This window comes from Kitasatospora sp. NPDC033851 (genome assembly GCF_055576085.1).
Genome location: NZ_JBVIRL010000026.1, coordinates 14494 through 34789, shown reverse-complemented (window position 1 = coordinate 34789; position 20296 = coordinate 14494). Strand labels below are relative to the sequence as shown.

Annotated in this window: 16 protein-coding genes; 5 read left to right on the top strand and 11 right to left on the bottom strand. The window is 72.2% G+C overall.

The features are described 5' to 3' along the window. Window positions 1-20: 20 nt before the first annotated feature. The 3 genes from leuC to ACZ51D_RS34655 all read right to left on the bottom strand — a co-directional run bounded on the left by leuC (window position 21) and on the right by ACZ51D_RS34655 (window position 3901). On the bottom strand, window positions 21-1421 hold the full coding sequence (gene leuC, locus ACZ51D_RS34665; RefSeq protein WP_465622187.1) for a 3-isopropylmalate dehydratase large subunit: 1401 nt from the start codon (window positions 1419-1421) through the stop codon (window positions 21-23). A 44-nt stretch (window positions 1422-1465) separates the two neighbouring features. Beyond that, complete coding sequence (locus tag ACZ51D_RS34660) at window positions 1466-3139, bottom strand: amidase (protein ID WP_465664535.1); 1674 nt, start codon at window positions 3137-3139, stop codon at window positions 1466-1468. Between the two features lie 105 nt (window positions 3140-3244). Further along, the gene (locus tag ACZ51D_RS34655; protein WP_360507414.1) at window positions 3245-3901 is read right to left on the bottom strand and encodes a response regulator transcription factor; all 657 of its coding nucleotides are present in this window, start codon (window positions 3899-3901) and stop codon (window positions 3245-3247) included. Window positions 3902-4208: 307 nt separating this feature from the next. On the opposite strand from ACZ51D_RS34655, the gene ACZ51D_RS34650 reads away from it, so the two are divergent. Both ACZ51D_RS34650 and ACZ51D_RS34645 read left to right on the top strand, forming a co-directional pair. Further along, window positions 4209-5405 (top strand): alpha/beta hydrolase, encoded by a 1197-nt coding sequence (locus tag ACZ51D_RS34650; protein WP_465664534.1) that lies wholly within the window; start codon window positions 4209-4211, stop codon window positions 5403-5405. Further along, window positions 5392-6639: an acyltransferase family protein gene (locus tag ACZ51D_RS34645; protein ID WP_465664533.1), complete on the top strand. Its 1248-nt coding sequence runs from the start codon at window positions 5392-5394 to the stop codon at window positions 6637-6639. The genes ACZ51D_RS34650 and ACZ51D_RS34645 overlap by 14 nt, the downstream gene beginning before the upstream one ends. 122 nt (window positions 6640-6761) lie before the next feature. On the opposite strand, the gene ACZ51D_RS34640 is transcribed toward ACZ51D_RS34645, so the two are convergent. Then, complete coding sequence (locus ACZ51D_RS34640; RefSeq protein ID WP_465622194.1) at window positions 6762-8105, bottom strand: class II 3-deoxy-7-phosphoheptulonate synthase; 1344 nt, start codon at window positions 8103-8105, stop codon at window positions 6762-6764. Between the two features lie 207 nt (window positions 8106-8312). Between ACZ51D_RS34640 and ACZ51D_RS34635 the strand changes: the two genes are divergently transcribed. Both ACZ51D_RS34635 and ACZ51D_RS34630 read left to right on the top strand, forming a co-directional pair. Further along, complete coding sequence (locus ACZ51D_RS34635) at window positions 8313-9815, top strand: anthranilate synthase component I family protein (protein WP_465664532.1); 1503 nt, start codon at window positions 8313-8315, stop codon at window positions 9813-9815. After that, window positions 9812-10387, top strand: a complete 576-nt coding sequence (locus tag ACZ51D_RS34630) for an anthranilate synthase component II (protein ID WP_350517895.1) — start codon at window positions 9812-9814, stop codon at window positions 10385-10387. Before ACZ51D_RS34635 ends, ACZ51D_RS34630 begins: the two co-directional genes overlap by 4 nt. A 21-nt stretch (window positions 10388-10408) precedes the next feature. Here the strand turns inward: ACZ51D_RS34630 and pdxR are convergent, their stop codons facing one another. Further along, the gene (gene pdxR / locus ACZ51D_RS34625) at window positions 10409-11827 is read right to left on the bottom strand and encodes a MocR-like pyridoxine biosynthesis transcription factor PdxR (RefSeq protein ID WP_465664531.1); all 1419 of its coding nucleotides are present in this window, start codon (window positions 11825-11827) and stop codon (window positions 10409-10411) included. 155 nt (window positions 11828-11982) lie between these two features. Between pdxR and trpD the strand changes: the two genes are divergently transcribed. Continuing rightward, complete coding sequence (gene trpD, locus ACZ51D_RS34620; RefSeq protein WP_465622201.1) at window positions 11983-13038, top strand: anthranilate phosphoribosyltransferase; 1056 nt, start codon at window positions 11983-11985, stop codon at window positions 13036-13038. On the opposite strand, the gene ACZ51D_RS34615 is transcribed toward trpD, so the two are convergent. The 6 genes from ACZ51D_RS34615 to ACZ51D_RS34590 all read right to left on the bottom strand — a co-directional run bounded on the left by ACZ51D_RS34615 (window position 13010) and on the right by ACZ51D_RS34590 (window position 20237). Continuing rightward, window positions 13010-14737: a 2-isopropylmalate synthase gene (locus tag ACZ51D_RS34615; protein WP_465622203.1), complete on the bottom strand. Its 1728-nt coding sequence runs from the start codon at window positions 14735-14737 to the stop codon at window positions 13010-13012. The genes trpD and ACZ51D_RS34615 overlap by 29 nt on opposite strands. A gap of 133 nt (window positions 14738-14870) precedes the next feature. Continuing rightward, complete coding sequence (ddaH, locus tag ACZ51D_RS34610; RefSeq protein ID WP_465622205.1) at window positions 14871-15713, bottom strand: dimethylargininase; 843 nt, start codon at window positions 15711-15713, stop codon at window positions 14871-14873. Continuing rightward, window positions 15710-16255 carry a flavin reductase family protein gene (locus ACZ51D_RS34605; protein ID WP_465664530.1) on the bottom strand — a complete coding sequence of 182 codons (546 nt, stop codon included), beginning with the start codon at window positions 16253-16255 and terminating at the stop codon, window positions 15710-15712. Before ACZ51D_RS34605 ends, ddaH begins: the two co-directional genes overlap by 4 nt. 5 nt (window positions 16256-16260) lie before the next feature. Then, window positions 16261-17517 (bottom strand): cation:proton antiporter, encoded by a 1257-nt coding sequence (locus tag ACZ51D_RS34600; protein ID WP_465664529.1) that lies wholly within the window; start codon window positions 17515-17517, stop codon window positions 16261-16263. 27 nt (window positions 17518-17544) lie between these two features. Then, window positions 17545-19095, bottom strand: coding sequence for a tryptophan halogenase family protein (locus tag ACZ51D_RS34595; protein WP_360507446.1), 1551 nt, complete (start codon window positions 19093-19095; stop codon window positions 17545-17547). 41 nt (window positions 19096-19136) lie between these two features. Beyond that, window positions 19137-20237, bottom strand: coding sequence for a branched-chain amino acid aminotransferase (locus ACZ51D_RS34590; protein ID WP_465664528.1), 1101 nt, complete (start codon window positions 20235-20237; stop codon window positions 19137-19139). Between the last annotated feature and the right edge of the window lie 59 nt (window positions 20238-20296).

Here is a 20296-nt window from a genome sequence, read left to right as displayed (position 1 = left end):
TCAAATCGGTGTGCTGCTGGTCACCGGATATCCGCCGGAACCGCGAGGCGGCCCGCGACGGCGGTCGCGGCCGCGACCTGCGGGGAGACCAGGTGGGTGCGCACGCCGTCCCCCTGGCGGCCCTCGAAGTTGCGGTTGGAGGTCGAGGCGCAACGCTGGGCACCCGTCAGACGATCCTCGTTCATGCCCAGGCAGATCGAGCAGCCGGGCAGGCGCCATTCGGCGCCGGCTGCGAGGAAGACCTCGTGCAGTCCCTCCTGTTCGGCCTCGGCGCGTACCGTCATCGAGCCGGGGACAACCAGCATCCTGGTGTTCTCGTGGACGGTTCGGCCGTCCAGGACGGCGGCGGCGGCCCGCAAGTCCTCGATGCGGCCGTTGGTGCAGGAGCCGAGGAAGACCACGTCGATGGGCAGTGAGCGCAGTTCGGTGCCGGGGGTCAGGTCCATGTACTCCAGGGCCCGGCGGGCAGCGGCGCGTTCGCCGGGATCGGTAAGGTCGTCGGGTGCGGGCACGACGCCGGAGAGCGGGACCACCTGGCTTGGGTTCGTGCCCCAAGTGACCAACGGGGTCAGGTGGGAGACGTCGATGGTGACGGTGCGGTCGAACGTGGCGCCGCGGTCGGTGCGCAAGGTCTGCCAGTACGCGGTGGCCTGCTGCCAGGCGGATCCGGTCGGGGTGTGCCGGCGGCCGGCCAGGTAGTCGATGGTGGTGCGGTCGGGGGCGATCAGGCCGACTTTGGCGCCGGCCTCGATGCTCATGTTGCACAGGGTCATCCGGCCCTCCATCGACAGGGCTTCGACCGGTTCGCCGCGGTACTCGATCATGTGGCCGCGGGCGCCATTGACGCCAATCGCGCCGATCAGCGCGAGGATCATGTCCTTGGCGCCGACCTCCGGCGGCAGGGCGCCGGTGAACTCCACAGCCATCGTGCGCGGCCGCTCCAGGGTCAGGCACTGGGTGGCGAGAACCTGTTCCACGTCGCTGGTGCCCACGCCGAAGGCGAGGGCACCGAAGGCGCCGTGAGTGGCCGTGTGGCTGTCGCCGCACACCACCGTCATGCCGGGCTGGACCAGGCCGAGCTGGGGTCCGACGACGTGCACGATGCCCTGGCGGGCGTGGCCCAGGCGGTACAGCTCGACGCCGTACTCGGCGCAGTTGGTCCGCAGGGTCTCCAACTGGAGGCGGCTGACGGGGTCGGTGACCTCCTGCGATGCGGTGGGCACGTTGTGATCCTCGACGGCGAGGGTCAGCTCCGGGCGGCGCACGGTGCGCCCGGCCAGGCGCAGCCCGTCGAAGGCTTGGGGTGAGGTGGCCTCGTGGGTGAGGTGCAGGTCGACGTAGAGCAGGTCGGGTTCGCCGTCCTGGGCGTGGACGACGTGGGCGTCCCAGAGTTTGTCGGCGAGGGTGGTGGGGCGACTCATCGGTCCTCCGGTGCGAACGGCGGGGTGGGAGTCCGGCTTGGGCGTCAGAGCCCGGTCTCGGCGGGCAGGAGGCCCGGTTTGGTCCTGGCCCGGGTGCGCTGTTCGAAGGCGTAGGCGAGCCGGAGCAGCACCGGTTCGCTCCAGGCCGGGCCGGTGAAGGTGATGCCGAGCGGGAGGGAGAGGGCGGTGCCGGCCGGGACGGTGATCGCGGGGTACCCGGCCAGGGAGGCGGGCCCGGAGCTGCCTCCGAGGTAGAAGTCGCCGTTCAGGTAGTCGATCTTCCAGGCCGGGTTCCAGGTGGGCATGACCAGGGCGTCCAGGCGGTGTTCGGCGAGAACCGCGTCCAGGCCGCGGGTGCGGGCCATGTCCCGGATGTCGGCGAGGGCCTTGCGGTAGCGCTCGGAGGTGAGGTCGCCGTCGGTGGCGGTGTCCACCATCTTCAGGGGGGACTGGTCGAAGTAGCGCAGTTCCTGGCCGGCGTGCTGCTCGTTGAACGCGATGAGTTCGGTGAGGCTGCGCGGGTGGTCGCCAGGGGTGCTCGCGAGGTAGCTGTCGAAGCTGTGCTTGCTCTCGTAGAGGGCCACCGTTCCGGGGGCCTCGGCGGTGGCCATCTCCTGGGCAGTGGGGATGTCGGCCGGGTCGACCAGGATCGCACCGGCCGCGGCCAGAGTGCGCAGGGCCTGTTCGGCGACGGCGTCGGCGTGGCTGCTGTAGCCGAAGAAGACCTGCCGGGGGACGCCGATACGGGCGCCGCGCAGGCCATCCGGGTCCAGGTGGCGGGTGTAGTCGGACTGGGTGTGGCCGACGGCGGCGGCACTGGCCGCATCGCGCGGGTCCGGCCCGGCGATGACACCGAGGACAGCGGCGGCGTCCGCGACGGTGCGGCACAGCGGGCCGATGGAGTCCTGGGTGGGCGAGCAGGGGATCACGCCGGCCCGGCTGGTCAGTCCGACGGTGGGCTTGAGGCCGACGACGCCGTTGACGGCGGCCGGGCTGAGGATCGAGCCGTTGGTCTCCGCGCCGATCGCGACGGAGCACAGGTTCGCGGAGACGGCGACGGCGGGCCCGGCGCTGGATCCGCTGGGTGAGCGGTCCAGCCGGTAGGGGTTGCGGCACTGCCCGCCGCGGGTGCTCCAGCCATTGACCCGGGTGACCTCGCTGCCGGCCCACTCGGTCAGGTTGGCCTTCCCGAGCAGGACGGCGCCCGCCGCGCGCAGCCGGGCGGCGACGGTGGCGTCCTGGGCCGGGCGGGCGCCGAGCAGGGCGAGCGAGCCGGCGGTGGTGTGCATCCGGTCGGCGGTCTCGACGACGTCTTTCAGCAGGACCGGGATGCCGTGCAGCAGCGGGTGGCGCAGCCTCCCGGCGCGTCGTTCCTCGTCCAGGGTGCGGGCCTGCGCGATGGCATCGGGGTTGGTCTCCAGGACGGAGCCGAGGGTGGGGCCGTGGCGGTCGAGCCGTTCGATCCGGGACAGGTAGTAGCGCACCAGGTCGACCGAGGACAACAGCCCACTGGACAGTGCTTTCTGAAGGTCGGTCAGTGACGCTTCCTCCAGACCTGGCCGGTCGGGCGACTCCTGGAGGAAGGGGTCGGGGCCGGTGGTGTTCGGCTCCGGTGCGGCAAACGCCCGGCCGGCCTGGGCCAGCGCCGGGGTGACGGCGAGGGCGGTGCCGAGACCCAGGGTGGCTCGACGTGTCAGTCCTGCGGTCCGGTAGGACACGGGACGGGCTCCTGTCAGCGAGACGGCACCGTGACCTGTGCACGGCGCCCACAGCAGAGTCTCACCGCCGCCCGTGTGCCTCCAAGAACTTCACAGCTGCCTTAATCACGCTGGTTGCACGGCCTCCAGATAGGTCAGCACGGCGAGGACGCGGCGGTGACCGGCGCCCTCCGGGCTCAGTCCCAGCTTGCCGAAGATGTTGCCTACGTACTTGCCGACCGAGCTCTCGGCCAGGCGCAGCCGCTCGGCGATGCCGGTGTTGTGGTGGCCCTCGGCCATCAGGGCGAGCACCTGCCGCTCGCGTGGCGTGAGCAGTTCCAGCGGCTGGTCGCCTCGACACCAGGCCATCAGCTCGCCGACCACCTCGGGATCGAGGGCGGTGCCGCCCTCGACGACCCGCCACAGGGCGCCCAGGAAGTCCTCGACGCGGCCCACCCGGTCCTTGAGGAGGTAGCCCACGCCGGAGGCGCCGTTGCTCAGCAGTTCGCCGGCCACCAGGCGGTCGACGGACTGGGAGAGGAAGAGCACCGGGAGCCGGGGGATCAGGCGGCGGGCCTCGGCCACGCCGCGCACGCCTTCGTCCCGGTAGGTCGGCGGCATCCTGATGTCGACCACCGCGACGTCGGGGCGGTGGCGCAGCAGGGCGGGGGCCAGTTCGTCGCCGTCGCGCACCGTCGCGCAGATCTCGTGCCCGGCTCCGCCGAGCAGGGCCGCGAGGCCCTCCCGCAGCAGGGTGTTGTCCTCCGCGATCACCACACGCACGGAAGTCTCCGTTCCACAAAGCCCGGCGGGACGCCCAGGGCTCCTGCGCACTCTCCGGTGCCCCCGTTGCGCGCAACCGAGGATCAACCTACCACCTACGTCCACAAACTGACGGAGCGTCGTCAATACGTACCGACATGGTGGTGGTGCCTGGTGTGTCGCTGGTGGTGCGGGCCCCACCCCGGTTGGGGCACACGCCCCACTGACCCGGCACCGGGTCGCGGGCGACCCTGATAGCGGCGACTCGCCCGGGTGGGTCGAGTTGCGAACTCCCTTTCCTCGAACGCCTGAAGGAGTGGCTCGCCCGATGCCAGGCTTCCGTTTGCGCCGCCGGCTGGCCGCCGCCGTCCTGGTCTGCGTGGCAGTGCCGGCCACGGCCGGCTGGGCCGCCGGCGACAGCCAGAACGCCGTCACAGGCCCGCCGGTGGGCACCAGCGCCTGGCTGGCCGACCACTCCCTGGGCCGGAAGCTGCCCGCCCCGGACACCACCCCGGTCTCCGAAATCGCCGACTTCACGGGCACGTTGAGCCCGACGCAGCAGGCGTCCCTGGCCGAGCGCCACCCGCTGGTGGTGGGCAGTCTCGACGGCGCTCCCGTCGAACTGCGCTACCGCGCCAACGCGCTCGCCCTTCGCCGGGAGCGCGACCAGCAACGGGCCGAGGCCGACGACGGCGCCCTGCCGGCCCGGGAGCGGGAGCAGGCGGCGACGCTGACCGACCGGTACGCCGAACTGCTCGCGAAAGACGGCCAGTACCTCGCCTTCGACCCGCGCGGGCGCGGCCAAATCACCGAGGTCTTCGGCGACCTTTCCACCGCGGAGCGCGTCGCCGTCGTCGTCCCCGGATCGGACATCGACCTTGCCACCTTCGACCAGGGTGGGGATCCGTACGCCCGCACCGCCGGCCAGGCCCGCGCCTTGCGTGAGGAGATGGCCCGCCAGGCGCCCGCAACGAGGGTCGCCACCATCGCCTGGGTGGGGTACACCACCCCGGTCGGGGTCGGGGTCGACGCCGCCACGACCCGCCTCGCCGACCTGGGCGCGCCCCGGCTGCGCCGCTTCCTGGAGGGCCTGGCCGCCGTCAACTCCCCCGCCCCGGCGCTGATCTGCCACAGCTACGGCTCGGTGCTGTGCGCCAAGGCGGTGGACGGGCTGCGCCCCGGCCTGGTCGCCGACCTGGTGGCGGTGGCAAGCCCGGGCATGCACGCCGACAGCGCCGCCGACCTGGGGACCAGTGCCCGGGTGTGGGCGGTGCGCAACGACTCCGACTGGGTCGGCGACGTCCCCAAGTTGGAACTGCTCGGCCTCGGCCACGGCCGCGACCCCACCGATCCCGGTTTCGGGGCCCGGGTGGTCTCGGCAGAAGGAGCCGACGGGCACGCCGGCTACTTCGTGCCCGGCACCGAATCGCTCGCCAACTTCGCCCGCATCATCCTCGGTTCGTACCCGTCCGTACGCTGTGCCGCCACCCCACCCGCTGAGGACTGCCGCCATGACCTTGACTGAACCGGCTGTCACCCGCCCCTCCGTCCTGGAGCCGCTGCGCTCCGTCGTCCACCGGATCGAGATCACCACTCCGCTGGACCGCGACCGCGGAATCGACGGGCTGCGCGCCCTGGCCCTGCTCTCCGTCCCGCTCGGGCACTGGCTGCTCGGCGGCTTCACCGTCGACGACGGCGGTGCCCTGCACAACGCCAGCCCGCTGACCGCGATGGGCTACCTCTCCCCGGTCAGCTGGGTGCTGCAGATGCTCGCCATCTTCTTCCTGGTCGGCGGCTACTCCTCAGCGCTCTCGCTCGGGCGCACGGTCGGGCGCGGTGAGGACACCGGGGACTGGATCCGACGCCGAATGGTGCGGTTGGGCCGCCCGACCCTGGCCGTGACCGCGATCTGGGCGGTGCTGCTGGTCGCGCTGCGCCTGCTCGGGGTACCCGGGGACTCGCTGCACACCGCGGCCACCCTGGTGATCCAGCCGCTGTGGTTCGTCGCGGTGTACGCCGGGCTGACCACGCTCACACCGCTGTGCCGGGCGGCCGCCCGGAGGGCGGGCTGCTGGTCAGTGCTGCCGCTGGTGGCCGTCGTGGCGGTGGTGGACCTGCTGCGCTACGGCCCGGCGAGCGACGCCGTTCCGTCCTGGATCGGGCTGGTCAACCTGGTGCCCGGCTGGCTGTTCGGCTACCAGCTCGGCGTCTGCTGGAGCGAGCGGCGCCTGGGCCGGCCGGGCGCGCGGCTCCTGCTGGTGGCCGGGATCGCACTCTTCACCGTCCTGCTGACGCAGTTCCACTACCCAGCCAGTATGGTCGGCGTGCCCGGCGTGGAGCGCACCAACTCCCACCCGCCGTCCCTGCTGGTGATCGCGCTGGCGTGCGTGCAGTGCGGGCTGGCAGTGCTGGTACGCGAGCGCCTGGGCCGGTTGCTCTCGCACCCGGGGCTGTGGAGCACCGCGGTGGTGCTGAACCTGTCCGCGATGACGGTCTTCTGCTGGCACCAGAGCGCGATGTTGTCCGGCGGCCTGTCCGCAACCCTGGTCGGCGCCGTCCCCGGGCTCACCACCAGCCCGGACTCGCCCGGGTGGGCGCTGGCCCGGCTCTGCTGGATCCCGCTGTTCGCCGTCGCGCTGATCGCGATCGGCCTGGCGACCCGGCGGTTCGAACAGCCGTGGACGGGCGTCTCCACGGCCCAACGATCGACTGCGGTGGTGCTGAGCCTCGGCTTCGTCGGGTACGCCCTGCTCGGTTAGTGTCCCCGGTCTTGCGCCGACTTGCCGACCTCTCGAGCGTACGCCTCTCAATCCTCTGTCAGGACGAGCGTCTCCCTCGGCCTGCCCGCCATGGCTCGACGATGGCACAACAACGGACCGTGTCACTGGCGGGCGAGCATCTCGGCCACCTGGAAGGCGAGGTCGAGGGACTGGCGGTGGTTCAGGCGGGGGTCGCAGGCGGTCTCGTAGCGCTGGTGCAGATTCTCGGGCAGCAGTCGGTCTCCCCCGCCAACGCACTCGGTCACGTCGTCGCCGGTGAGCTCGACGTGGATGCCGCCGGCGTGGGTGCCGAGCTCGCGGTGGACCTGAAAGAAGCCGCGGACCTCGTCGACGACGTCGTCGAAGCGACGGGTCTTGCGCCCGCCCGCGGTCACGGTGTTGCCGTGCATCGGGTCGCAGAGCCAGCCCACCTGCCGGCCCTCGGCGCGGACCTTCTCCACGATCGGCGGCAGCAGGTCGCGAACTCGGTCGGCGCCCATGCGCACCACGAAAGTGAGCCGGCCGGGCCGGCGCTCGGGGTCGAGGCGCTCCAGATAGGGCAGGACGGTCTCGGCGGTGGCCGCGGGGCCGAGCTTCATCGCGATCGGGTTGTTGATCCCGGCGAAGTAGGCGACGTGCGCGCCCTCCAGGTCCCTGGTGCGCTCGCCGATCCACAGCAGGTGCCCGCTGGTCGCGTAGCGCCGGCCGGTGCGCGGGTCGGTCCGGGTCAGGGCCTCCTCGTAGTCCAGCAGCAGCCCCTCGTGGCTGGCGAAGAACTCAGCCTCTCGCAGCTTCTTGTTGGGGCCGCCGCAGGCCCGCAGAAAGCGCAGCGCCCGGTCGATGCCATCAGCCAGCTCCTCGTAGCGGCGCCCGACGGCGGAGTCGCTGACGAAGCCCCGGTTCCACTCGTGGGCCTGGTGGAGCGAGGCGCTGCCGCCGCCGGCGAACCCGCGCACCAGGTTGAGCGTGACCGCCGAGGCCTCGTACATCCGCCGCATGCGGTGCGGGTCCGGGCGGCGGGCCTCGGCGGTGAAGGCGAGTCCGTTGACCGCGTCGCCCCGGTACGCGGGCAGGGTGACGCCGTTTCTGGTCTCGTCCGGCTGGGACCGCGGCTTGGCGTACTGCCCGGCCAGGCGGCCGATCTTCACCACCGGCACGCCGCTGGCGTAGGTCAGCACCACCGCCATCTGCAGCAGGGTTCGCAGCTTGCCGGTGACCGCGTCCACGGTGAGAGCGTCGAAGGTCTCGGCGCAGTCACCGCCCTGGAGGACGAACGCCTCGCCGCGGGCGACGGCCGCCAGGCGCTCGGTCAGCCGGTCGCACTCTTCGGCGAAGACAAGGGGCGGCGCGGCCGCAAGCGCGGCGGTCACCTCGCGCAGCTGCGCCTGGTCGGGCCAGCTCGGCTGCTGAGCCGCCGGAAGTGATCGCCAGGCGGCGCCCGGCTCGTACTGCGGAATGAGGTTCATGGTGGCCTTCCACTGGAATCTGGCGAATGGGGAAATCGCAGGGGTCCGCCCATTGCAACCCACTGCCGGAAAACCGGTCAAGCGAGTGCGAATTGGTCCGCTCGACTTTCCGGGAACTGGTCTGTCCGGCCTGTGGCGACGCCGGTTTGACTGGGATGCGAAGTCCACCGGCCATACCGACCTGGCCTTTTCGCGATGAGGATTCCGATGCCAGAAGTTCCGCCACCGCCCCCGTTCGCCGTCCGGATCGGCGCCGCAGCGCTGCCGGCGCACGACCCGCTGGAGCTGTACAGCCGGCTGGGCCGGCGCCACGGGCCGGGCGAGGTGTACCTGCTGGAGAGCCTGACCGACACCGGCCACCCCGGCGGGCCCGCCATGGTCGGCTACGGGCGGCTGGCCGAGATCAGGCTGTACGACACCTACCTGGAGATCGACGGCATGCCCGAGCTGCGCGCCGCGCTGCGCTCCGTGGCCGCGGACCTGGGCCTCCCGGCGACCCCGGGAGAGGGCCTGGACCGGCTGGACCCGGGAGACGCAACCGTGGTGTGGGAGCTGCTGCGCAGGACCCAGGGCCTGTTCGCCGTGGACCGAGAGCGGGCTCCGGCCGGGTTCGGCTTCGGCTTCCTCGCCAACCTGGCCTACGACGCGGCCTGGCACATGGACGAGCTGCCCGCGCGTACCCGGCCGGCGCAGCGCCCGGACGCGGTGTTCACCCTCTTCAGGGACTGTGTGCGCTTCGACGACCCCGAGCGGCCGCTCCTGCTGAGCGCGCAGTGCGCCGCGTTCGGTACGGCCGGTGGTGCGGATGTGGCGGCCGCGGCCCGGGAGGCCGCCCAGGCGCCACCGGCGCAGGCCTGCCCGCCCGCCGCCCGCCCGCAGTCGGTGCGCGACACCGTCGAGCGCGACACCTTTCTCGGCTGGGTGCGGCGCTGCCTGGAGCACATCGGGGTCGGCGACATCTACCAGATTCAGGTGGGCCACCGGATCGACGTGTGCACTGCGCTGACCCCCGAGCAGGTGTACCGGCGGCTGCGCTCGCGCAACCCCTCGCCGCACATGTACCTGCTGCCCAACGCGGGCGGCACGCTGATCGGCGCCAGCCCCGAGCTGCTGTTCCGGATCGAGGACGAGCGGATCGTGATGCGCCCGATCGCCGGCACCACCCGCCGCGACGGCGACCCGGAGGCCAACGAGCGGCGGATCAAGGAGCTGCTGGCCAGCCCGAAGGAGCAGGCCGAGCACATCATGCTGGTCGACCTGGCGCGCAACGACCTCAGCCGGGTGTGCCGTCCGCACTCGCTGACGGAGGAGGGCCTGATGACGGTGGAGACCTTCTCGCACGTCTTCCACCTGGTCTCGACGGTCTCCGCCCGCCTGGAGCCGCAGGCGGACGTGTGGCGCTCGCTCTGCGCGACGTTCCCGGCCGGCACCATGACCGGCGCGCCGAAGCTGCGCGCAATGGAGCTCATCCAGGACATCGAGCACGAGCCGCGCGGCGCTTACGCGGGCGCGGTCGGGCTGATCGACGTCGGCGGCTGGAGCGAGCTGGCGCTGTGCATCCGCACCGTCTCCCACCACAGCGGGGTGTACTCGGTGCAGGCGTCGGCGGGAGTGGTGGCCGACTCGACGCCGGAGGCGGAGTGGAACGAGACCCTGGCGAAACTGGGCGCCGGGTACTGGGCGTTGACCGGTGAGGAGCTGACGGCGTGAAGGTCCTGCTGGTGGACGCGAGGGACAGCTTCGTCCACATCATCGACCAGTACCTGCGCTCGCTGGGCGCGCAGACCGAGGTCGTGCGCGCCCACACCCGCACCCCCGGGCAACTGGCCGCATCCGCCCCGGACGCAATCCTGCTCGGCCCGGGCCCGGGACACCCGGCGGCCTCCGGCCACGTCGAGCTGGTGCACGCCTTCGCCGGGCGGATCCCACTGCTCGGCGTGTGCCTGGGGCACCAGGCGATCGCGCTGGCCTTCGGCGGCCGGGTGGAGGTGGCGGGCCGGCTGATGCACGGGCGGACCAGCACGGTGACGCACGATGGCCGGGGCGTCTTCGCCGGGCTGGGCAACAGTCTGACCGCAACCAGGTACCACTCGCTGGTCGTGGCGCAGCCGCTGCCCGAGGAGCTGGAGCTGACCGCGCTCGCCGCGGACGACGGCTACGTGATGGGATTGCGGCACCGCAGCCTGCCGGTGGAGGGGCTGCAGTTCCACCCGGAGAGCATCACTACCACCGGTGGGATGCGGCTGCTGGAGAACTTCCTGGCGGCTGGGGCTCGCTCCTGAGAACAGATTCCGGACAGCCGGTCAGGCGCAGCTGCGGCGGCGCCCGGCCGGCTGTTCGGCGCAGGCCTCGCCGAGGGTGCGCAGGACCTCCGTGACCGCCGAGCGCGGGAGGTTGGAGTAGCCGAGCACCAGGGCCGGGGCGTCCGGGCGCGGGCGGTGGTGGAACAGCCGCCCGCCCTGGACCAGTACCGAGCGGCGCAGCGCGGCCGCCACCAAGCGGGCCTCGTCCACGTGGTCGGGCAGGCGCAGGTAGGCATGCAGTCCCATGGCGGTGCCCAGGATCCGGGTGCCGGGCAGGAAGCGCTGGACGGCGAGTTCGAGGCTCTCGCGGCGGCCGCGCAGGTGAGCACGCTGGGCGCGCAGGTGGCGGTCGAACAGTCCGGAGCGCATCAGTTCGGCGAGAGCGAGCTGGGTGAGCACGTCGGAGCCGAGGTCCCGCCGGGAGCGGACCCGTTCCAACGGGGCGAGCAGGCGGCGGGGCACGGCGAGCCAGCCCAGCCGCAGGCCGGGGGCCAGGGATTTGCTGGCCGTGCCGCCGTAGAGGGTGCGTTCGGGTAGCAGGCGTTGCAGGGCGGGGACGCGCACGCCGCGGGCGAGCCAGAGGTCGCCGTCGTAGTCGTCCTCGATGACCCAGCCGTCGACGTCCCTGGCCCATCGGGCCAGCGACTCGCGGCGTTCGGCGGTGAGCGCCGCGCCGGTGGGGAACTGGTGGGCGGGGGTGACCAGGACTGCCCGTAGCCCGGAGCGGTACAGCGCGGCCACGTCGATGCCGTCGCCGTCCACCGGGACGGCGTGCGGGCGCAGCCCGGTCTCACGGACGAACTGGCGCTGGCGCAGGTGGCAGGGGTCCTCCATGCCGAGCGCGTCGATGCCCAACTCCGGCAGGACGGCGCAGACCAGGCCGAGCGCGTGGGCGAAACCGGACACCACCACGACCTGTTCGGGCGTGGTGTGCACGCCGTGGACCCGGCCGAGGTAGCCGGCCAGTTCGGCGCGCAGTTCGGGCACCCCGGAGGGCGAGGGGTAGCCGAGGTCGCGCCGGGAGGCGCCACGCACGGCGTTCTGGTAGCAAGCCAGCCATTCGCGCTGCGGGAAGCTCGGCAGGCCGGCGGTGCCGGTGCGCAGGTCCCAGCGCACCGGTGGGGCGGGGTCCTCGCGCAGCAGGGTGGGCGGGGGCGAGGCGGCGGTGGGGCGAGCGGCCACCCGGGTGCCGGAGCCGGGCGTGGCCTCCAGGTAGCCCTCGGCCATCAGTTGCCCGTAGGCCTCCACCACGACGCTGCGCGAGACGCCGAGGTCCTCGGCAAGCTGGCGGCTGGAGGGCAGTCTCGTGCCGGGCAGCAGGACCGCCTCGGTGATCTCGCGCCGCAGTGTGCCCTGGATCTGGGCGGTGAGGGAGGGTCCGGCTTTCCGTGAGACCTCGATCAGCGTGTGCCAAGTCATCGGTACTCCCTTTGGGGAATTGTCGTGGAAAAGCGGTCCGAGGGAGCAGCGGTCAATTGGTCTGGTGGCACGCGGATTTCCGACGGAAGAATTCCCGATGCGGGGCCGAACGGCCCGGCAGACGAAACCGGAATCCGATATCAGGTGAGGAACTCATGGTGGGAATCAATCAGAGGACGTGGCCGGGGCTGCTGACCGCGCTGCTGGCCGGGACCGATCTGGATGCCGCCGACACCTCGTGGGCGATGGACCGGGTGATGCGCGGCCAGACGGGCCCGGCGCAGCTGGCCGGCTTCCTGGTGGCGCTGCGGGCCAAGGGCGAGACCGCGCGAGAGCTGGCCGGACTGGTCGCCTGCGCGCGCAGCCACGCGGTGGCGCTGAGCGTACCGGGGCCTGTCGTGGACATCGTGGGCACCGGCGGGGACGGGGCGCGTACGGTGAACGTGTCCACCATGTCGGCGATCGTGGCTGCGGCGGCCGGGGCACGGGTGGTCAAGCACGGCAACCGTTCGGCGTCCTCCGCGTCGGGTTCGGCCGATGTGCTGGAGCAGCTCGGCGTGGGCCTGGAGTCCTCGCCCGAGGAGGTGGTGCGCTCGGTGCGGGAGGTGGGCATCGGTTTCTGCTTCGCCCCGGCGTTCAATCCGGCGTTCCGCCACGCCTCGGCCGTGCGGCGGGAGTTGGCGGTGCCGACGGTGTTCAATGCGCTGGGCCCGCTGACCAATCCGGCCGACCCGGGCGCGCTGGCGGTCGGGGTCGCGGACCCCCGGCTGGGGCCGCTGATCGCGGAGTTCCTGGCCGAGCGGGGGGTGAGCGCGCTGGTGTTCCGGGGGGACGACGGCCTGGACGAGCTGACCGTCACCGGCTCCTCCACGATCTGGTCGACGCACGGCGGACAGGTCGAGTGCGAGCGCCTGGACCCGCGTCGGCTGGGAATCGCGCTCGCGGATCGCGGCGCGCTGCGCGGCGGCGACGCGGCGCACAACGCCGCCGTAGCACGCTCGGTGCTGGGCGGCGAGCGCGGTCCGGTGCGCGACGCGGTCCTGCTGTCCGCGGCGGCCGGGCTGGCCGCCCTGGAGCCGTCGCACCAGCCGGTCGCCGACCGCTTGGCGGCTACGCTGGCGCGGGCCGCCGAAGTGGTCGACTCGGGGGCCGCTGCGGCCCTGCTGGATCACTGGGTGACCGTCAGTGCGCCGCGGACGACGGTGTCCTGATCGCGGCGCCGTCCACGGGCCGGGCGGTGCGGCGGATGCGCTCCAGGGCCGCGCACACCCCGGCCCGCACGGCCTGCCCGGCCCGTTCGTGGATACCCACTCCCCACACCGGGCGGCCGTCCACCAGAAGTTCGCAGCAGGCGACGACCGCCTGGGTGCGGCCGCCTGCCTTGTGGAGGTCCAGGTGCCCGAGCCGAGCGGTGCCGCCGGCGGCGGCGAGCAGCGAGCGGGCCTGTTCGGCCCACTCCCCCTCAGCCGTCGGCCCGTCCTCGTCGAAGCGGTCCGTCACGGTGGCCGATTCGGCCTCGTCGGGCGCCTGGCCGGGCGCGACATAGGTCTTCTCGAAGGTGCGCCAGAGCTCGGCGGAGTCGACCTCACCCCCGATCTGCTCGCAGACGCGCTGCATGACGGTGGCGAAGTCGATCTGCAGCCGGCGCGGCAGGTCGATGCCGTACTCACGGCGCATCAGGTGAGCGACGCCGCCCTTGCCGGACTGGGTGTTGATCCGGATCAGCGCCTGGTAGTCGCGCCCGATGTCCCGCGGGTCGACAGGCAGGTAGGGCACCTGCCAGGGCTCGTCAGGGTCGCCGGTACGGGCGGCCAAGCCCTTGCTGATGGCGTCCTGGTGGGCGCCGGCGAAGGAGGTGTAGACGAAGTCGCCCGCCCAGGGCTGGCGCACCGGAACGGGCAGGCGGTTGACGTCCTCCACCACGCGGCGGATGCCGTCGAGGTCGCGCAGGTCGAGCATCGGGTCGACGCCCTGGGAGAAGAGGTTCATGGCGAGCGTCACCAGGCAGACGTTGCCGGAGCGTTCGCCGTTGCCGAACAGGGTGCCCTCGACCCGGTCGGCGCCGGCGAGGACGGCCAGTTCGGCGGCCGCCACCCCGCTGCCGCGGTCGTTGTGGGGGTGGACGGACAGCAGGGTACGCTCGCGGTGCGCCAGGTTGCGGTGCATGTACTCGATGCGGTCGGCGAACTCGTGCGGCGGGAAGACCTCGACGGTGGCCGGCAGGTTGACGCGCAGGGTGTGGTCGGCCCGGGGCGCCCAGAAGTCCAGGACGGCGTTGCACAGTTCGAGCGCGTACTCGGGCTCGGTCTGGGTCCAGGACTCCGGGGCGTACTGGAGGTAGAGCTCGGTGCCGGGCAGCGAATCCTGCAGGCGCAGCGCCTCCTGGGCGCCGCGCAGGGCGAGGTCCAGGGTCTCCTGGCGGTCCATCCGCAACACGAGCCGGCGCTGCAGTTCGGAGGTCGGGTTGAAGACCTGCAGCACGGCCCGGCGGGCGCCGCGCAGCGAGTCCACGGTGCGTTCCAGGAAGCCGTCCCGGATCGGTGCCATGACCTGGACGACCACGTCCTGGGGGATCGCGCCGGTCTCGATGATCCGACGCACGAAGTCGTGGTCGTCCCGGGAGGCGGTCGGGTAGCCGACCTCGATCTCTTTGAAGCCCAGGGCGACCAGCAGGTCGAACATGCGCTGCTTACGGTCCACCCCCATGGGGTCGATCAGGGCCTGGTTGCCGTCGCGCAGGTCGACGCTGCACCACAGCGGGGCGCGGTCGAGGGTGCGATCGGGCCAAGTGCGGCCGGTGAGGCCGATCGGTCGGTAGGGGCGGTACTTGTGCACCGGCATCGGGCTGGGGAGCTGGCGTCCGCAGTCGGATCTGCCGGTGCTTCCTGTGCCGTGCATGCTTTGCGTCATCGTCATCTCCACTGTCACCACGCGACCTCAGGGCAGAGGGAAGCGCCGCGACCGATGGCGGAACGGTCGCGACGCTTCCGGTCAGTTGGAGCTGGCCCGGCCGGCGGCCGGGCGCCGACCGGGACGGCGGCGCTCAGCCGCGGGGCCTTAGTTCGAGCGTGCAGCACTTGACGCTGCCGCCCGCCTTGAGGAGTTCGGTCAGGTCGACGCCGATCGGCTCGAAGCCGCGCTCGCGCAGCTGCCCGGCCAAGCCGGTGGCGGCCTCGGGCAACACGACGTGCCGACCGTCGCTGATCGCGTTGAGGCCGAACACGGCCGCGTCGGCGGGCTCGGCGAGCAGGGCGTCGGGGTAGAGGCGGCGCAGCACGGCGAGGCTTCCGGCGGAGAAGGCGGCCGGGTTGTACATGATCTCGTCGCCGTCGAGCACGGCCAGGGCGGTGTCCAGGTGGTAGAAGCGCGGGTCGACCAGTTCCAGGCCGACGACGGGGCGGCCGAAGAACTCCTGGGCCTCGGCGTGGCCCTCCAGGGTGCTGCGGAAGCCCCAGCCGGCGAGCACGTGGCTGTCGGTGACGAGGAAGTCGCCCTCGCCCTCGTTGACGTACTGCGGCTCGTGCAGCTCGGTGTAGCCGCGCGCGCGGAACCAGTCCAGGTAGGCGGGGCCCTCGGCGACCCGCTCCTGGTGGCGGAAGCGTGCGCCGAACACCTTGCCGTCGACCACGGTGGCGCCGTTGGCGGCGTACACCATGTCGGGCAGGCCGGGGATCGGCTCGATCAGCTCGATGGTGTGCCCGAGCTCCAGGAAGAGATCGTGCAGCCGCTCCCACTGGGCGACGGCGAGCGAGGTGTCGGTCGGCTTGGCGGGTTGCATCCACGGGTTGATGGAGTAGCTGACGTCGTAGTGGGTCGGGCGGCACATCAGGAAGTTCCGGGGGCGGGCGTGTCGGGTGACGGCACCGCGGGGCGCGGCTGCGTTCATCGGTGACTCCTCGGTTGGGTGGCAGACCAGGTGCCGTAGCGTCGGCTTCCGTACAACAGCGGGTCGTCGTCTGCGAGTCGGATTACTTGGATGACCTCGCCGAAGACCATCCGCCGCTCCCCGACCACCACGATCTGGGTGATGCGGCAGTCGGCGACGGCGTGCGCGGCCTCGGTGAGGTGGGGGCCGGCGGCGTACTCGGGCATGCTCCACTCGGTGGAGTCGAAGCGGTCCGGGGCGCCGGAGGCGAACAGCTCGGCGGCCGAACGGCCCTGGGCGTGCAGCAGGTTGACGGTGAAGGCGTCCGATTCCAGGGCCGCCCGCAGGGTCGGGCTCTCGGCCCGCATGCCGACGGCCAGGATGGGCGGGTCCACGCTGACGCTGCACAGCGCCGAACAGGTCATGCCCCAGGGGCGGCCGTCGCGGTCGACCGCGGTGACGATGGCGACCCCGGTCGGGAAGCCGGCCATCAGCGACCGGAACTCCTCGGGCGAACTCGGCGGGGCGGTACGGATGGTGTCAGGGTTTGCGACGACTTCCATGAGACTCACCGCTCGACTTGTTGGAGGATCGGTTCGGCGGCCACCGGCGCACGGGTCCCGATCCGGTCGGCCAGCCACAGCAGTGGCCCGCTCAGCCCCGTGGTGATCAGCGCCATGATGACGAGCGCGACGTAGAGCGCCGGCGGCAGGAGGCCCGCGCTGTACCCGATCTGCAGGATCACGATCTCGGTGAGACCGCGGGTGTTCATGAGCGCGGCCAGCTTGAACGAGGAGATCGGCGGCTGGTCGCCGGCCCGGGCACCGAGGTAGCTGCCCACGAGCTTTCCGGCCAGCGCGAGGGCGGTGGCGACGATGGTGGCCGACCAGGAGAACGCTCCGCCGGGGGCGGCCGCCAGGGTGGTCCCGGCGGTCAGGAACAGCACCGGCAGCAGGCCGCGGCCCAGCTTGCCGAGCAGGTCGGCCGACCTGGTCCAGGGGCCGAGGCCGCCGTCCGGCGGCAGCGCCAGGCCGACCATGACGGCTCCGAACACGTCGCTCAGGCCCAGGTCCTGGGTCAGCCGGGCGGCGCCGAGGGCGAGCAGGCCCACCGCCAGCACCGCCGCCCTCGGGTAGCCGCAGGCCGCCCGGTCCACCGCCGGGGTGCCGGCCAGGCGGCGCAGGGCAAGCGCGGCCATCGCCCCGCCCAGTACCACCAGGACGGCGCGCAGCGGGCCGTCGCCACCCTTGTGCAGGCCGATCGCCAGGGTGAGCAGGACCCAGGTGACGGCGTCGATGAGGACGGCGGAGGCCATCGAGAGCCGGCCCTCCTCGGTGTGCTCCATGCCGCGGTCGCGCAGGATGCCGGCGAGCACCGGCACGGCGGTGACCGCCAGTGCGATCGCGAGCATCAACACGAAGGCGGGTGTGCCGGAGTCCCCGCGCAGGTGCGGGCCTCCCCCGCCGGCGATGATCCAGGCCGCGAGCAGGGCGCCGGCGCCCATCGGGACCAGGATCGACCCGGCCGACAGCCAGGCCAGCGCCCGTCTGGGCAGGCGGTGGCCGCCGCCGCGGATCTCGTGGGCGGCGCCGACCAGGAACAGGCAGAGGCCGAGGTGCCCGAGTTCCTTGAACAGGTCCCAGCCGGGCGACTGGGTGCCCCAGTGCACCCGGGAGCTCAGCAGGGCGCCCAGCGCCAGACAGGCCGCGATCTCCCCGACCACGGCCGGCTGGCCCAGCGCCTTGGCCGCCCGACGGCCCAGCAGGGCGCCGGGGACCAGCACGAGGACCACCAGGGCCGGCTCGATGAACGTACTCGCCAACACGAATGCTCTCCCTGTCTCCACGGACGGTCAGTGCCGCTGGGCGAGGTACTCGTACTGGCTGGGCAGGCGCCTGACGAGATCCTGTGCCTGGTCCTTGAGCTGCTGGAACTCCTTGGCGGCGGCGGTGGAGTCCATCAGCGACATCGCCGGGACGGCCTTGATCGGGATGCCGCCGAGGCCGAGCAGCATGGCGAGGTAGGAGTACGCCTCGAAGCCGTGGTAGTGCGGGTAGATGGTGTCGCTGGTCGGCGGCTTGACCTGCCACTGCTCCAGCCGCTCGGCCAGGCCGTCGGGGATGACGCGGGTCTTGGCGTCGCGCCAGTAGGCGTTGTCGTCGCGGGCCGCGCCCTTGTAGTGCAGGACCAGGAACTCGCGGACGCCGTCGAGGGTGTGGGCCATCGCGCTGTTGTAGGACTTGCGCAGCTGCGGGTCCCAGTCGGCGTTCGGGAAGTGCTTGACCAGCTGCTCGATGCCTCGCTGGATGAAGAAGATGCCGGTGGACTCCAGCGGCTCGACGAAGCCGCTGGACAGGCCGATCGCCACGCAGTTGTTGACCCAGGCGTTGCGGGTGCGCCCGACCCGCATCTTGATGTGGTTGGCCTCCAGGTCCTCGGCGTCGGGGCCGACGAACTCGCGCAGGGTGCGCTCGGCCTCCTCGGGGGTGGTGTAGTCGGAGGCGTAGACGTAGCCGGTGCCCAGGCGGCCGAACAGCGGGATGCTCCAGATCCAGCCGGCCTCCTGGGCGGTGGCGGTGGTGGCCGGGCGCAGGCCGCGCTTGGCCATGTCCACCGGCACGCGCAGGGCGACGGCGCGGTCGTTGGGCAGGGTGTCCTGGTAGGAGATGAACGGCTCTTCGAGGGCCTGGTTGATCAGCAGGCCGCGGAAGCCGGAGCAGTCGATGAACAGGTCGCCGGACAGGTCGCCGTGCTCGCGGGTGCGCAGGTGGCTGATCCAGCCGCGGTCGTCACGGACGACCTCCAGCACGTCGTCCTCGATATGAACGGCGCCGCGCTCGATGGCGTACTCGGAGAGGAAGTCGGCGAGCAGCGAGGCGTCGAACTGGTAGGCGTAGGGGAACTGGGTGGCCTGCTCGGACAGCGTGGTGCGCGAGGCGTTGCCGTCCTTGGGGCGCTCGACGAACTCCTGCTCGAACAGGGTGCCGTCCAGGTAGCGGGGGGAGCGCTCGTTGTCGCAGATCGAGGTCATCAGGAAGGTGTCCTGGTCGAACCGGTCACTGGGCCGGTCCTTGAGCCACCAGTCGGTGAGCGGGAAGCCGTCGACGACCCGCAGCCGCTCGAAGGGGTGGTAGAAGTAGTGGCCCTTGCGCCGCCAGTTCTCGAACCTGATGCCGAGCTTGTAGGTGGCGTTGGTGCGCGGCATCCACTCCTCCTCGGGCAGGCCGAGGTAGTCGAAGAAGTGCCGCACGGTGCTGAAGGTCGCCTCGCCGACGCCGATGGTCTTGATCCGCTTGGACTCGACCAGGGTGACCGAGACGTTCGGGCCGAAGGTGGCGCGCAGGTACGCGGCGGTCATCCATCCGGACGTCCCGCCACCGACTATGACGATCTTGTTGGGCATGGGTACTCCTTGGCTGTCGTTGTGAAGGGATGGGGCGGCGGTCAGGCGAGCGGGACGTCGTGCATCCAGCCGTGCGCATCGGGCGCGGTGCCCTGCTGGACGGAGGTCAGCAGTTCGGCGAGGCGGGCGGTGAGCGGGCCGGTGCGGCCGTCGCCGATGACCCAGGAGCCGTCGGCGGTGGCGACCTCGTTGACCGGGCTGACCCGGGCCGCGGTGCCGCAGGCGAACACCTCGGTGATCTCGCCGGAGACGCAGCCGGCGCGCCAGGCGTCCAGGCTGAGCGGCTCCTCGGCGGCCGGGATGCCCAGGTCGGCGGCGAGGTCCAGCAGGGAGGCCCGGGTGACGCCGGGCAGCAGGGTGCCGGTGAGCGGCGGGGTGGTCAGCCGGGTGTCGGCGCCGGAGCCGTGGACGAAGAAGAGGTTCATCCCGCCCATCTCCTCCACCCAGCGGTGCTCCGCCGAGTCGAGCCAGACCACCTGGTCGCAGCCCTTGGCCTTGGCCTGTTCCTGGGCCAGCAGGCTGCCCGCGTAATTGCCGGCGCACTTGGCCGCGCCGGTGCCGCCGGCCGCGGCGCGGGAGAACTCCTCGGTGACCCAGACCCGCACCGGCTTCTGGTCCCGGCCGAAGTAGGCCTCGGTGACGAAGGCCATCAGCAGGAAGCGGTACTGCCGGGCGGGGCGCAGCGCGAGGGTGCGCTCGCTGCCGTAGAGCAGCGGACGCAGGTAGAGGCTCATCTCGGGGTCGTCGGGCAGCCAGTCCTGGTCCTGGCGGGTCAGCTCGTCGAGGGCGGCGACGAAGAGGTCCTGCGGCATCTCGGGCATCATCAGCCGCCGGGCGGAGTCCTGGAAGCGGCGGGCGTGGGCCTCGGGGCGGAAGATGCGGATCGCCCCATCGGGTGCCCTGAAGGCCTTGACGCCTTCGAAGACGACCTGCCCGTAGTGCAGGCCGACCATCGCCGGGTCCATCAGCAGTGGTTCGTAGGGCTGCAGTTGGGCGCTGTGCCAGCCCTGTTCGGCGTCCCACTCGACGGAGACCAGGTGTTCGGTCAGGGCCGAGCCGAAGGCGGCGGAGCGGGTGCGCTCGAGCCGTTCGGCGACGGGCAGCGGGTGCTCCAGGGGTTTTCTCTCGATGCGCGGGGACACTCGGCCTCCTGTGGACGGTCTTCGGGTGGGGCCGGCCCCGGCCGGGTGCGGCCGGCCGG